We start from the raw sequence: 15,124 nt of genomic DNA on the forward strand, positions 1-15,124 counted from the left end.
CCGCAAATTGGGGGGCCAATGCCTTTCCGACGCAAGGTTTCCGCATTACGATTGGGTTTCCGAAAGGGAATTTGCCTCGGCGACAAAGGACAGAATGCCAGATCCAATACAACTTGCACCGCACCCGATCACCGAACTCTTCCCTTCGTACCGTTGCCCTGGCGCGCGATACGACGAATTGCTCCAAGGTGGTTTCGTGCAGGAGCACTACCAATCTCTGCTGGGCATCGAACCTCGGCTGAACGGCGCAGAACTCTATCTCCGCTGGCAAACCATCAAACGCTCGCTTCGGGACAACCCTTCTGCGTCCACAGGCCAATTGACTAAGACCGACGCTTCCCGAATATGGGAATTGGATCCGATCCCCTATGTCATCCCCGAGGCCCAGTGGCAAACGCTCGCAAGAGGAGTCGAACAACGTGTAAGACTGCTCGATCATATCTTGCAAGATGTCTACGGAGATCAACAACTACTTGCCAGCGGAGCCATTCCGCCCGAAGTTGTGTTCGGAACGAAGAGCTACCTTCGAGCGATGCGCAATGCGACCCCTGGCGAACGCATGCTGTACTTGTACGCATGCCAAGTCGTTCGCGAGCCGGACGGCGTCTGGCGGGTTTTGGCTGACCGCACCCAAGGCCCCAGCGGAGGGGGGCTAGCCGTCGAAAACCGACTTGCTATCTCACGAGTCCTAGAATCTGACTTCCGGTCGATGAACGTCATGCGACTGGCCAGCTTCTTCGCCGCCCTACGAGAACAACTTAATGCCCCCGAGTACTTCAAAACACCAAAGTCGGCTCGGAACGTTCTGCTCAGCCCCGGCGTCGCCAGCCAAACATTCTTTGAAGACGCTTACTTGGCTCGCTATCTCGGATATACACTCACCCAATCCAGCGACTTGACCGTTCGCGGAGGCGATGTCTACCTAAAAACACTTGGTGGCCTGGTAAGCGTCGATTCCATCCTCCGACGAATCCCCGATATCGATTGCGATCCTTTGGAACTCAACTCGCAAAGTTCAGCCGGTATCGCTGGATTGTGTCAAGCCATCCGTGACAAACAAGTGCGTGTGGCCAATCAGCTGGGAAGTGGTTGGGCGGAATCGCCAGCATTGACTGCACTTTTACCCGGGTTATGCCAAACGATCTTAGGCGAGGAACTTCTTCTTCAAAACACACCAATGCACTGGTGTGGTGATCCAAAAAACTTAGAGTTTGTACTGCAGGACATCGAACGGTTTGCATTCCGAGATGCGTTTGTTAGACACTCGAGCTCCGATTGGTACTTTCATCGCGCCGGCGATACGGAACGAAAGCGGTTCCAAGAAATGCTGCAATCGAAGCCTTGGAGCTACGTGGCCGTCGAAGCTCCACGCCCAAGCTACGCTCCGACTTGGCACGGCAACCGCGTCGTCGCTTGGCCCACTGTTCTTCGGCTCTTTGCATCGGCAACAAAATCCGGTTTCGATGTGATGCCAGGTGGTATCGCTCGTGTCGCCGATCGAGAAGACAAGGTATCGGAAAGCCTTATCGCCGGGTTGATGAGCAAGGATGTCTGGGTTATTACTTCCAATAAAGTGAAACCAGTCACGCTCCTTTCATCCAATCGGAGCGTCACGGAAGTACGACGAAGCGCGATGGACCTCCCGAGCCGCGTCGCAGAACACTTGTTCTGGCTCGGACGTGGAACCGAACGGACTGAAGGGATGGCGAGACATGCACGGCTATGCGTTTCTCAACTCGCTGGAGAAATCGAGCCTGAATTGCTCGGTTTTCATTGGCAGGTTGTTTATGCTCTTTCGTCCAGTGAAGGGACGTTGTCCGAAATCCCACCCCCGGACGCGAGCAGCCATGTCGAAGAAATGAGACGAGAAGTCGTGCAGTTTCTCTACCAAGCAGAACGACCCATGTCACTCCACGGAGCCATGCTTGGAATCCGACAGAACGCAGAAATCATTCGCGACCGGTTAAGCTTCGATTCATGGCAACTTCTTAGCAAGTTGGACATGGATTATTTGATGCCTTGGGTGGATCGCCGGGAAAAACTGGGAGATGCGGGCGTATTCCTAAACCAAATGACGACTCTCCTATCAGCCTTCGCCGGCCTGATATCGGAGAATATGACACGAGGCCCCGGCTGGCTCTTTCTCGAAATTGGTCGGCGTATTGAACGTGCGTATGGTCTGATTCGGTTACTGGAACTTCTATTGGTTCCCGGTGGACGTCCGATCAGTCCTCTTATCGAGTCACTGCTAGAGATTTGCGATAGCTCCATGACGTATCGATATCGATATCTTATGAACTATGAAGTCGCTCCCACGTTGGACTTGCTTTTATTCGATCCGTCCAACCCTCGCAGTATCGCTTTTCAGTTTGTAAAGCTCGTCGAAAACTTGGAAGGCCTAACCAGCGCTAGCAAGGTCGACATCACACGCATGCGAAGGGCCATGATGGATGCCCGTGGAATGATGCGACTCTTCGATGCTGATTCACTCTCCGTCGAAGTCTCGACGCCCGATGGCCCCTACCCCAAACGCATGCACCTGCAAGAACTTTTGAATCAGCTCACCAACAGTCTCAACGAGCTCGTTGATTTCCTTTCGCAACGGTTTTTAACTCACACCGTGTCGGTTCGCCATTTGGAAGATGCCGCCAATCAATAGTTCCAATCATGATCGAACCAATCCGCTATAGTATCTTACATCGAACCTTGTACGAGTATTCGAGCCCTGCATTGCTTTGTCACAACACGATGCACCTGAGCCCTCGCGAAGTTTCTTATCAGTCCGTTGAACGATCTCACATCGAAATCTCCCCTGCTCCTTCCATACGTCGTCCTAGGCAAGATCCTTACGGTAATCAAACGGAATTCTTCAGCATCGAATCGCAGCATCAATCCATGCTGGTCGAAGCGGAATCCGTTGTCACTCGCTCCGTGCCGTGCTGGGAAGGAGCAGAGTCTGTTTCCTTCCCATCCGTTCGCAATCGGCTTCACCAACCCCAAACCGATGAGGATCGACGAGCCCAAGAGTTCTGTTTCGACTCCTCATACATTCAATCCGAATCCGCTTTCTCCGATTTCGCGTGGGAAAGCTTCCACTCGCACAACTCACTTTTAGATGCGGTTACCAATCTGACTCAAAGGATCTTCGACGATTTCCAATACGTTCCTAACTCCACTCTCGTCTCGACGACACCGCGTGAAGTACTGCGAACCAAACAAGGAGTCTGTCAAGACTTTGCGCATTTTCAAATCGCTTGTCTCCGTTCAATCGGCTTGGCAGCCAGGTATGTAAGCGGATATCTACTCACCCACCCGGCTCCAGGCCAACCTAAATTGGTGGGCGCGGATGCCTCCCACGCATGGCTGAGCGTTTATTTCGGGGACTTTGGCTGGATCGATTTCGATCCTACCAATAATGCCATTCCAAGAAACGAACACATCACGCTGGCTTGGGGAGCCGATTACGCGGATGTCGCTCCCATTGCGGGACTTCTCATCGGGGGAGGTCTTACCCGACTCGAAGTGAGCGTCGACGTGGCTCCCATCGCTCCCTCCCACACGACTCTTTAAAAACCCCTATCTCGGTACCCTCGAAGAGACGCCCTTACTACTTGTATTGATCGTAGTGTTCATCGGATTCCGCATCGAGATGGCCCGATTTGTTGATGGCCAACAAGATTCGAAACGCGACGAGAGAAGAGACAAGAAAGCCGATCAGTCCGAGCAATGACAGATCCTGGAGCCCCAGAGGTCCGCGTTGGGTGAATAGCAACGGAGGAACTTTCGAGGCCATGAGAATCGATGACCCCAAAAGAAGCGAACTCGTCAACAGGCCCAGCACGAGGCGATTGATCGAAGGGCTCAAGCCGCGATGGGACAACTGCACATCGAGCTTCCCCTCTTGAATCAATTCCATGAGGGCACTGATTTGAGAGGGCATCCTCTCCACGAGCCCCTCGATCTCAACATACAATCGCCTCATCCTTCTCGCCTGTCGCCATGGTGAATAACGATTGCGACGAAGGGAACCAAGCTTCGGTTGCACAGTTTCCAAAATACTGAATCCAGGACTCAATTGGCTAATGGTTCCCTGTAACGTAATGAGGGTCTTGATCAGAATACTCATTTGGCTCGGCAGAGTAATGCGATGGCGGTGCAAAACGTCCGTCGCGTCGTGCAGGGCCGCAGCAAAGTCGAGCGTTTCAATGGGCTGTGTCGCATAATTGGCGATCAAATCCGCAACATCGTTGGATAAAAGCGATTCATCGATACTCGCAGGAATCTTTCCCGCACGCTTGATCAGCGACGTCAGCAGCGCGGAATCTTGACTCACCACAGCGAAGAGCATCTCTTCGATATTTCCTCGCAACGTATCATCGATCCTCCCCACCATTCCGAAATCGAGAAGTCCGACATCGCCATTGGCCAAAATGAGGATGTTTCCAGGATGGGGATCGGCATGGTAAAGGCCCATCACAAATATGCTATCGACGTACAAACTCGCAACACGCCTTGCGATTTCTACTCGTTGCCCGACCCCCTCTTCTGTATCCACGGCGATCGAGTGTATCGACTCCCCTTCCAACTTCTCCATCGTGAGAACCATCGAAGAGGATTGCTTGGGAAAACCTCTCGGAACTCGAATCCCCGGTTTGTCGGAAAGAAGACGTTGGAAGACTTGCAGATTGAGCAATTCCCTCTGAAAACTCAATTCACGACGCAATGATCGAGACAACTGCTCCACGATCGTACGCGGTTGCCATGCAGCCAACTCAGGGATTTTCTCTGCCATCACCGCCAACCCGCAAAGGACCTCCAAGTCTTCGCTCACGGTCCTTTGAATATCCGCATGCTGCACTTTGACAACGACACGCGTCCCGTCGCGCAGAACCGCTTCGTGCACTTGACCAATGGAGGCCGAAGCAATCGAGGTTTCCTCAAAACGGAGAAATACCTCTTCAAGCGGTTGTCCAAGTTCCTTTTCGACGATCTGACGAACCACATTGAAAGGATCTGCCGGGACTTGCGTTTGAAGCAACGTAAGCTCCTTGGCAAGATCGGAACCGACCAAATCGGGGCGAAGCGATAGAACTTGTCCAAGTTTAATAAACGTCGGCCCCAAATCAGTGAGAGCCATACGTACCCGGGCCGATCGAGAATAACTGGACAGAGGTACTCCGTCGTCATCCTTTAACCAATCGCGAATAAAATCTACTCGCAACCGGCTGAGCCAATCGGCTAACCCGTAGCGCCGCAGCACGACGATGATCTCTTGCCAACGACGCAGATTGCGATAGTAGCGTGGTAAGGAGGTAAGTCGCATGTATTAAGGATTAGGGACGGGCTGTGCTTCGATCCTAGGTGCAGGAACGCGCTTCTCATCTTTTCGCGACTTGAGCATTTCCTCGATCTTGGACGCGTACTCCGACATGTTCTTTTGGCCGATGCGATCCGGTGATGACTCTTGTTCCTGGTCTGTCCACTTGAACATAAACTCCACACCACCATATGTACAGCGAACCATTCTGAGCTCCGGAACGACAGTCTGCGAGAACTGAGGCTGATGGGCTCCCAGAACGTCGTCCTGTTCGAAAAGTATATTCCCATTCCTAACATCGATGATTGCCACGCAGACCATCTCAGCAGCCCTACCGTCGTTCACTCGAGGCAGAACGATTCGTCGGACAAAAAACAGACCCGGACAATTATTCTTCGCTTGATGCAACGGGAAACCGTATTGCATCACTGGGACAGCTTTCTCCCAAACCGGCTTTCCATCGGAAGCATCGATTGCGAACACGGAACCACTCACGCGAGCAAATGCGCTGTCTCCTTCAGAGGGATAAATCTCGGGTCGGGCATAGGTATAGATCTTGTTGTAGGGCAAGACAATTAGCTTATCTTCAAATGAATGTACCGACAGCGTCGTACCTTTTGCATCGAAAGATTCTCTCAAATCGAGCAGATCATCCTGTTTTTCAATTCGGTGCTGGTGCTCCTTGCCTGTCTGGAAATTCCAATAAAAAACGGTTCCGGCATTGTCGAGGGTGACCAACCCAAGTCCGTTTGGCGCTAAGGCGATGGCCGTGTCGGCCGAGAATGTTCGATCCAATACCGTTGTTCCATCCTTTGGATCCACCAGTGTCACTTGCCGCTTTTGCTCGTTTGCATAAAGAAGATGTTTTCCAACCGCCAGTGTGTAGGGATGGGCTCCTGTGAAATTCTCGCTCTTCAGCGTTTGACCGCTTCGCACGTCCATCTTGAGAAGTTTTCGGGTCGGTAAAGCTCCGTATAGCACCTCCCCGTCCATTGCAAAATGGGCCCCTTGAAACCCGACTTGCTTCCAAATCGTTTCGCCTGTCTTGGGATCTAGACACATCAATTGATCTTCATCGATCACCAACAATCCAAACCGTCCACCTCCAATCACTCGAAACGACTTGTTCGCGACAGGCAATCCCCAGTAGGTCGCTTCGACCGCTTGTCGAGCCCGCCCTCGCTCGACAACTGGCACTGCTCCTTCGAAATAGCGATGCCAAATTTCATTCTCGCTATCGATCGCCGGTCTCTTTAAGGCATCCACAGCGACCAGGGTTCTATTGTTTTCAAGTATCAACTTTCCATCGATTGCAAATACTTGAACTACTCCCTGCGCCAGAGTAAAGGACTGTGTCCTCGCAGCGCTGCTAAACCCATTCAAACGGTTGCGCAAAATGACGTTGCCGCTACTCGTGGAGTAAGTGAAGTCCCAATTCTGCAGAGTCTCTCCAACCACCCCTTGCACTCGGCACGGAATAGTAGAGTCAGCGAATCCTTGAAGCTGCATCATCTCTTGCGACGCGTTGACATTCCCCTCCACTTTCCCTTTCGGCCAATCGCTGGTCGGAATTGCTTTGAAAAACCGGTTCGCAATTGCTTGGGGGTATACTTCATTTCCGCGTTCCGCCCAAACCCGATACCATTCTTCGACTCGCGCGCGAACCTTATCCATTCCATCATTCGCCGTCGAGGGAAGGATCTTTTCTACTAGATCCATGCGAAACGATGCTGCATAGACTTTGGCGAGTACCTCTGCAGCTCCGGCATCGATCTTCATCCAATTTGCAATCGGATCGTTTCCAAATGCTTCGATGGCAAGCTCCTCGGCGTCGAGCAAGTTCCCTTCTTCGAGCAATTCTTCCGCCAATCGCACACGCACGCTGGAGACCCGATCGACGGACCGAAAATGTTTGAGTTTCACGCGTTGCAGATTGGGTTGAAGCTTTGGAATCTTTGCGACCTGGGCATCGAGCGCCGCAACAAGTTCTGGCTTCGCTTGCCAATTCCCGATTTCGTTCAAAGCTCGCTCGACTTGGGTTTCGATCCAACAATCTTCTTGGACGGACAATTGCGGAGTCGGCTGAAAGAACTCGTTCCCACCCGATTGATCGTGCCTTCGACTTGTTCTCGCATCGGAAAGTTCGATCAGCTTTAGTAGAACTTGATCGTACAGGCCTTTCTGCTGGAGGCCTTGGACAAGCGTGCGAAGAAAGACAAAGTCATACTCCAAACCGATTTTGTATGCAGAAACCCTCGACGAGTACTTTTCAAAATCGCTCATCAACGCCGTTGTTGAAGCTTTGCGAAGTCGCAACCAAACGTCTTGGTCCTCCGGATCCATCTGGTAGGCTTTTTCGAGCAAATCCATCGCCTCCTCCACGCGCCCGTCGGCCAAGGCCAATTCCCCTTGTTTCATCAACGATTCCAACGAAATCGCAGCCTGCGAAAGCTCTTGCTTGACCTCTTCTCGGAGCAAGTCCTGGATCGAATAGCAGTCGAGTTCGGTAGGTGATAGGGAGAGGAGTTTATTGTTGACGTTTACCAAATTTCCTGGCATCTGCTCGAGCCGAGTGCTCGACACCCACTTGCCCGTGACAATATCGAGGCCCTCGATGGTTTGAGACGAAGTAGGCACATAAAAACGGTTGCCATTGCGCACCCCGCGACCGACCACTTGTGATCCTTCGGGAAGTCCGATGGGCTCCCATTTCGGCTCACCAGTTTGCAAATCCAGTCCGTAAATCGCATTCTGACAAACAATGATCGCTGTTTGCCCGGCGACGCAACCGACATATCGAATTTTTCGGTCTTGAGAATCCAACGCGTGCCATCTGCGTTCCCCCGTCTGAAGCTCCACCGCATAGACACCGAATCCGTCGGGCGGAGCATAGAGCGCGACGCCTTCGGCAATCACAGGGGCCAGGTCGACCGATCGAGAATCGAAGGGTTCGAATATCCCCAGTTCCATCCCGCCAAAGGTTCCCGTCATCGCTCCTGCCGTGCTTACTTTCGAGCGATAGGCGAGTCCCCATTGCAGAGATCGGGTGTGAAGATCGAACGCAACCAAATGCCCCGACAAAGTCGGGCAAACAATCAGGTTACCGTCCGCAGATGGGGTTGCACCGATACTTCGGCGCATCGTGTCGTTCGCAACGACCGCACCGTTGTTCACCACAAGAGGCTGGCGCCAGAGGACTTTTCCGGAATCAGGAGCGAGCGAAAACAAAGCTACTTCACCGTTCAGCTCCCCTAGAATCAGCAGCTCCCCTCGATAGGGCAATGGTGGCCCTAAGAAGAGAATATTGACCAGCGCGGGTTCCGTCTCGCTCTTAACTCCTCCCACCTCCCAAAGAAGTTTGCCCTCTTCCGGTACACTCCAGCATTGCAACACGTTGTAGGTCTTGATCCCCAGCTGCCTGGCGAATCGGGCGTTGGGACCTAATGCATAGGCCTCGGACACATCGACGCTGGGTAATTCACTCACGCCATACACACGCTCTCCGTCGCTCGCCAAATGGCCGATGGTCGCTTCTCCCCAAACCCGTTTGGCAAGGTATTCGGGAACCCCATATTCCGATCCGATGGATCCACGCGTCGGGATATTCTCCATGGAAAACCCCAAGGGCATGCCCGTGTAAACGCATTCCCACTGCAGCAGACCGGTCTGCAAATCCAGGGCGACGATCCGCTGGTCAAACGTCGAAGCAATAATCGATCGCCCAACGCAAATCGGCATCCTCGAGGGAATCGTCGTACCGGCCTGTTCGATTGGCATCCCGGCTTGGCTCTTTAGCGTCGACAACAGTTCTTCCTTTTGTTGGCTCGACTCATGCAGTTCGGCATGCCATTGCAGGATAGGAAGCGGGACGCCTGCTCGCGTATCGCTATTTCGACGGCTGTTGCCCCCGACGATCGACGGTTGAGCAACAACGAGATCCACTTTTTTCAGCGATTGAGATGCCGCTTTGGCGGAGAGCCTCTCGAGAATCTTCGAAATGTCGTTATCCAACGTCGCCGCGTCCCAATTCAAAGCTGTACCGAACCAATCCACGCGGAAGGAGGGGTTCTGGGCAGCGACCAATCGCAACAGGCGTTCCGCTTCTTCACGGTTCCCGGCAAGCAATTGCGCTTCGGCGCCGAGAATACCAAGGGCTGCACCGAAGCGAGCGATAGCACGACGCTGCTTGAGGAGCTGCGACAGCATGAACGCACCTTGGCTCGCATCTCCTTGCCCCAAAGCTCGCTGCGCCATGAGCAATGTGGCGTCTTGACCTACTGGGAGAAAACCGAGTCGAGTCGAAAGCCGTTCGATGCGATCCCAATCGCCAGTGGCAACGGCATCATCCAATACCTTTTTTGCTTCTACGCCGTGTCGAACGTCTAAGATCTCCATCGCTTCGTCAGGTAACTGATCGACTAATTCATAAAGAATCGCGAACAAGTTTCCTTGAACAATCCGCCCGAAGCGGGGGTCGCGGGGTTGGCTCGGTGGCGATTCCGATTCGAGGAAATAGTCGATACCGAATTCCTCGTTGGATGCATCCGATTCGATTCCCAACAGTTGACCGATCGCCAATGTCGCTTCCGACCACCGCGATGCAGCCACATGCTCGCGAGCATCCTCCAAGAGAGTGAGTACCTCTCGGGAGGGGGGCATCCAAGTCGAATCAACTTGCTGGGATCTGGGGCGCGCAAATTGGGCGAAGCTGACGTTGCAAACCAGAACCCCGCCAATCCAAGTCGTCAGACCGAAAAGAAATGCGAGCCGCAATCGAGCATCCATGGCTGTTGATTACCTTTGCCTAAGGCAAGTAGTTCAGAGCGATTTGACAGGGGGCAGATCGAGCCAATCAGGCACAAAACACTGCAAATCTTGCGATTGCATCCTATCCGAGGCGATGCGGGGATGCAACCATCCGACCAGATGACGAAAGGCGTGTTCAAGCGGTTGCATCCAGCATACAATCGGGGCGGAAGATGGGTTGGTATCGGTTACCTTCCGCCTAGCCCCAGCGTCACGATTGGAACTCTCTCCATGTCGAGCGAATCCGCATTGACTCTCCCTCCCCCTCGATCGCTTGCTCTGCCGAAAATTCCTCCCCACTGGTCTCACAAGCACTTGCTGGGGCTGGAACATCTGACGGCCGATGAAATCACGCTCATTCTCGATTTCGCCGAGGCCTTGCACGGAGCGACCCATCAAGGGCGGACGAAGCTCGATCTATTAAAAGGTCGAACCGTTGCGAACTTGTTCTTCGAAAACAGTACTCGCACCCGAAACAGCTTTTCTCTCGCCGCTAAACGCTTGGGGGCCGATACGGTCGAGTTTTCCTCGAGCGGCTCGAGCGTCGCCAAAGGAGAGACATTCATCGACACGGCCAAGACGATCGAAGCCATGCTGGTCGACGCCGTCGTCGTACGGCATAGTTCTCCGGGAACTCCCCACATGCTCGCGAACCATTTGAAGTGCAGCATCGTGAATGCCGGGGACGGCCCCCACGAACACCCCACCCAAGGCCTCTTGGATTTGCTCACAATCCGGCAGCACCGCGGGTCGCTCGCCGGTCTCACCGTAGCGCTCGTTGGCGATATTGCGCATTCTCGCACGGCGCGGTCCAATATTTGGGGTCTGCTGAAACTCGGAGCCAAGGTGATTGTTTGCGGACCTGCAACATTGGTATCGAAGAACTGGGAAAAGCTAGGAGTGGAGGTCGCCTACGACTTGGACAAGATATTGCCCCGATGCGACGTTCTCAACCTGCTGCGCATACAGTTTGAGCGCCAAGCCATACGTCCATTCCCTTCGGTACATGAATACATGTTGCTGTACGCGATGAACAAGGAACGCATTCAGCGCAGCAAGGAGGATATCCTCATCATGGCGCCAGGGCCCATCAATCGAGGGGTTGAATTGACCCCCGAAGTCGCCGATGGTCCGCATTCGGTGATCCTGGAACAAGTCACCAACGGTATCGCCGTTCGCATGGCTACTCTTTGGCTTCTCCTCGGAGGCCTTAACACGGCCGTGAAGCATGATGCGGCCTAATTTCCGCGCCGCTTTCAAAACCATTCCCTCCACCTTCGAGCAACAACCCCATGGATTCTTCTTGGCTCATTGAGAACGCACGCTTGATCGACCCCAGCAATGGGATGGATCGGGTGGGAAGGCTTTTGATCCTGGATGGTCGTTTCGCTGGCGTCGACACTTTGGATGGTGATGTTCCTACCCATGTCGAGCGACTCGATGCTCGAGATTGCATCGTCGCTCCAGGCTTAGTCGATTTAGGGACAGAGTTCGGAGAGCCGGGCCGCGAGGAAGATGAGACGATCCAGTCCGGGACTCTCGCGGCGCTCGCTGGCGGTTACACGTCAGTTGCCCTTTCCTCCAATACCCTACCACCGATCGACACCGCAGCGAGCGTCGAGTTCATTCATCAAAAGGCGAGCCGAGCCGATCACTGTCGCGTATATGCCCTCGGCTGTGTAAGCAAGGAGCGAAAAGGCGAATCGCTTGCGGAGATCGGCTCCCTGGTCGATGCTGGAGCTGTCGCACTTTACGATGGTCCAAACCCTATTGAGAACACCGGGTTGCTGCGACGCGCTCTCGAGTACTGCTTGATGTTCGATCGCGTCGTATTCGATCACCCTGAAATCGCCTCGATCTCTCGTGGCGGCGTGATGCATGAAGGATTAGAGCAACTCAAGCTAGGACTCGCACCTATGCCTGCCGAAGCGGAGGACTTAGCCACCTCGCGCGATTTGCGACTGATCGAAGCAACCGGTGGTCGGCTCCACCTTACTAGCATCAGTACTTCTGGAAGCGTGGAGTTGTGTCGACGGGCCAAGTCGCGAGGTATTCAATTCACGGCGGGAAGCTACGTTGCCAACCTTCACTTCACCGATGAAGCGCTCCGTTCCTTCGATGCCAATTGCAAAGTCAATCCTCCTTTCCGATCCCGCGATCACGTCGAAGCTTGTTTGGAAGGGCTAGCGGACGGCACCATCGACATTATCAGCAGCGGCCACAAACCTTGCTCGCTCGAAAAGAAGATGCTTGAAATCAACGATGCGCCGTTCGGAATGATTGCCTTGGAAACGGCTCTCGCGGAAGTGGTGACGTTCTTGATTCGCCCTGGCATCCTGAGTTGGCCCCAAGCGCTCGCGAAGATGAGCTGGAATCCCTCCAAGCTGCTCGGTCTACCGGGCGGGACTTTGGAAATCGGCAAACCAGCCGATGCGGTCATCATCCAGCCAGATCGCCTTTGGCGAGTCAATGCATCCAATTTGAAAAGCCGATCCTACAACACCCCCCTCGATGGCGCTGACCTTTATGGCGCAGTGACCCACACCTTCGTAGGCGGCCGACTGCGTTATCACGCCTGAGGTTGCTGAAGATCCTTCCGACCAAATCTGTCGATGACATTTGGTTACAATGGGTAGGCGAGTCTCTACGATCCTTGCCTACACACCAGCCAACTCCACCATGATTCGACACCTTCTCTCCGGTGCATCGGTTTGCAACTATCTTTGTTTAACCATTGGATTTATTCTCTCGTCGGCTGTCGCAGTCTTGGCCGAGGATGCGCCCGGCAAGCGTCCCAATTTCGTCGTGATTCTCGCAGACGATATGGGATATAGCGATCTGGGGTGCTACGGCGGTGAGATTCGAACCCCCCATCTCGATTCTCTGGCTCGGGACGGAATTCGGTTTACGCAATTCTACAACACCGCCCGTTGCTGTCCGACCCGCGCAAGTTTGTTGACAGGCCTTTACCCACACCAGGCAGGCATTGGGCATATGATGGACGACCGTGGATTGCCTGGCTACCAAGGGAACTTGAATGACCAATGCCGAACCATCGCGGAGATGCTTCAACCCGCTGGCTATGCAAATTATGCGGTAGGGAAATGGCATGTGACCAGACACGCGGGGGCGGAGGGGCCCAAGAACAATTGGCCCATCCATCGAGGCTTTGATCGCTTTTACGGAACGATTCACGGTGCAGGAAGCTTCTTCGATCCGTCCTCACTGGTTCGCGATAACACGATGATTTCCCCCTTCGCCGATGAAGAGTACCAGCCTGAGACATATTACTACACCGACGCCATTTCGGACCATGCCATTCGTTACATTCGAGAACATACGGAGGAGAAGCAGGACAAGCCGTTTTTCTTGTATGTCGCCTACACGGCAGCTCATTGGCCGATGCACGCGCTCCCAGAGGACATTCAAAAGTATCGGGGCGTGTATGACGAAGGGTATGATGCAATCCGTAAGAAGCGACTGCAGAAAGGAAGCCAGATCGGTGTCATGAATGCCGAACAAGGGCTTGCACCGACCGCGAAGGATTGGGCTTCGGTTCAGCATCGCGACTGGGAGATCGCTTGCATGGAGGTCTATGCAGCGATGGTCGATCGGATGGATCAAGGCATCGGTCGCATTCGAGCGGAGTTGGAGGCCCAAGGACTCTTGGACGACACTGTGATTTTTTATTTGCAAGATAATGGAGGGTGTGCCGAAGGGATGGGGCGAGTCGGCAATCCGAAACATCCCAACATTGCCCGTCCCGCTTCGCCCACACTCTCTCCGATGAAGCCGACCGACTTCGCAGCTGCGGGAAGCGTCCCTGACCAAACACGCGACGGATATCCGGTTCGAATGGGTCCCAAGGCAATGCCAGGACCTGCTGATACGTACGTTGCTTATGGCGAAGGTTGGGCGAACGTTAGCAATACGCCCTTCCGCGAATACAAGCACTGGGTACATGAAGGGGGGATCAGCACGCCGTTGATTGCGTTTTGGCCAAAGGGTATAAAGAAAGCAGGCTCTCTTGCCAACGATCCAGGCCATCTCATCGATATCGCTGCGACACTTGTCGATCTATCGGGCGCGAAGTACCCGTCAGAATCAACTCCACTTGAGGGCCTTTCGCTGCGACCAGTATTCGACGGCAATCGATTAGAGAGAGAAGCGATTTACTGGGAACACGAGGGAAATCGAGCCGTTCGTTCGGGGAAGTGGAAGCTAGTAGCCAAGCATGGAAAGCCTTGGGAACTTTACGACATCGACGCGGATCGAATAGAAGCCCATGATCTTGCAGCGGAGCAACCGGCCAAAGTTGCCGAATTACGTGCCCTTTACGAGACCTACGCGAAGCGAGCCAATGTCGCCCCTTGGCCATTGAAATCAGCGAAATAGTCGAGTGGGAGGGGAAGAAGGGGCGCGCCACGGCGCGAAGCTCGCAAAGTCGGCATGGATCCACGTTTCAACTCCTACTTGCCTTCTCCCCTTTGCGCCTTGGCGCCGTTGCGAGAAACAACGTGCTGGAAGAAGGGGCGCGCTACGGCGCAAAGCTCGCAAAGTCATCAAGGGTCCACGTTTCAACTCCTACTTGCCTTCTCCCCGTTGCGCCTTGGCGCCGTCGCGAGAAACAACGTGCTGGAAGAAGGGGCGCGCTACGGCGCAAAGCTCGCAAAGTCATCAAGGGTCCACGTTTCAACTCCTACTTGCCTTCTCCCCGTTGCGCCTTGGCGCCGTCGCGAGAAACAACGTGTTGAAAGAAGGGGCGCGCCACGGCGCAGAGCTCGCAAAGTCGGCATGGATCCACGTTTCAACTCCCACTTATCTTCTCCCCTTTGCGCCTTGGCGCCGTTGCGAGAAACAACGTGCTGGAAGAAGGGGCGCGCCACGGCGCGAAGCTCGCAAAGTCGGCAAGAATCCAGGTTTCAACTCCCACTTATCTTCTACCCTTTGCGCCTTGGCGCCGTTGCGAGAAACAGGACGGATTCAGAAAGCCAAGCCATT

General features: G+C 54.0%; 7 protein-coding genes. 5 read left to right on the forward strand and 2 right to left on the reverse strand.

Annotated elements, in window-relative coordinates; genetic code table 11:
- The first annotated feature begins 94 nt into the window (after positions 1-94).
- Both VN12_RS02190 and VN12_RS02195 read left to right on the forward strand, forming a co-directional pair.
- Entirely contained in the window at positions 95-2,659 is a 2,565-nt protein-coding gene (locus VN12_RS02190; RefSeq protein ID WP_168164156.1) for a circularly permuted type 2 ATP-grasp protein, read from the forward strand.
- A gap of 8 nt (positions 2,660-2,667) precedes the next feature.
- Entirely contained in the window at positions 2,668-3,570 is a 903-nt protein-coding gene (locus VN12_RS02195; protein ID WP_205855167.1) for a transglutaminase domain-containing protein, read from the forward strand.
- 37 nt (positions 3,571-3,607) lie between these two features.
- Here the strand turns inward: VN12_RS02195 and VN12_RS02200 are convergent, their stop codons facing one another.
- Together VN12_RS02200 and VN12_RS02205 are read right to left on the reverse strand one after the other, a co-directional pair.
- Entirely contained in the window at positions 3,608-5,323 is a 1,716-nt protein-coding gene (locus VN12_RS02200) for an ABC1 kinase family protein (RefSeq protein WP_146675301.1), read from the reverse strand.
- Between the two features lie 3 nt (positions 5,324-5,326).
- Positions 5,327-10,102, reverse strand: a complete 4,776-nt coding sequence (locus VN12_RS02205) for a PQQ-binding-like beta-propeller repeat protein (protein ID WP_146675302.1) — start codon at positions 10,100-10,102, stop codon at positions 5,327-5,329.
- 252 nt (positions 10,103-10,354) lie between these two features.
- Between VN12_RS02205 and VN12_RS02210 the strand changes: the two genes are divergently transcribed.
- The 3 genes from VN12_RS02210 to VN12_RS02220 all read left to right on the forward strand — a co-directional run bounded on the left by VN12_RS02210 (position 10,355) and on the right by VN12_RS02220 (position 14,518).
- Positions 10,355-11,365 (forward strand): aspartate carbamoyltransferase catalytic subunit, encoded by a 1,011-nt coding sequence (locus VN12_RS02210; RefSeq protein WP_146675303.1) that lies wholly within the window; start codon positions 10,355-10,357, stop codon positions 11,363-11,365.
- A 50-nt stretch (positions 11,366-11,415) separates the two neighbouring features.
- On the forward strand, positions 11,416-12,702 hold the full coding sequence (locus tag VN12_RS02215) for a dihydroorotase (RefSeq protein ID WP_146675304.1): 1,287 nt from the start codon (positions 11,416-11,418) through the stop codon (positions 12,700-12,702).
- Positions 12,703-12,802: 100 nt separating this feature from the next.
- Entirely contained in the window at positions 12,803-14,518 is a 1,716-nt protein-coding gene (locus tag VN12_RS02220) for an arylsulfatase (protein ID WP_146675305.1), read from the forward strand.
- Positions 14,519-15,124: the final 606 nt, after the last annotated feature.

Origin of the sequence: Pirellula sp. SH-Sr6A, assembly GCF_001610875.1 — a bacterium.
Taxonomy (GTDB): Bacteria; Planctomycetota; Planctomycetia; order Pirellulales; family Pirellulaceae; genus JBKCUI01.

Excerpts from the sequence above, each read along its gene's own strand:
- VN12_RS02190 (WP_168164156.1), top strand. The coding sequence starts at position 95 with ATGCCAGATCCAATACAACTTGCACCGCACCCGATCACCGAACTCTTC.
- VN12_RS02195 (WP_205855167.1), top strand. The coding sequence starts at position 2,668 with ATGATCGAACCAATCCGCTATAGTATCTTACATCGAACCTTGTACGAG.
- VN12_RS02200 (WP_146675301.1), bottom strand. The coding sequence starts at position 5,323 with ATGCGACTTACCTCCTTACCACGCTACTATCGCAATCTGCGTCGTTGG.
- VN12_RS02205 (WP_146675302.1), bottom strand. The coding sequence starts at position 10,102 with ATGGATGCTCGATTGCGGCTCGCATTTCTTTTCGGTCTGACGACTTGG.
- VN12_RS02210 (WP_146675303.1), top strand. The coding sequence starts at position 10,355 with ATGTCGAGCGAATCCGCATTGACTCTCCCTCCCCCTCGATCGCTTGCT.
- VN12_RS02215 (WP_146675304.1), top strand. The coding sequence starts at position 11,416 with ATGGATTCTTCTTGGCTCATTGAGAACGCACGCTTGATCGACCCCAGC.
- VN12_RS02220 (WP_146675305.1), top strand. The coding sequence starts at position 12,803 with ATGATTCGACACCTTCTCTCCGGTGCATCGGTTTGCAACTATCTTTGT.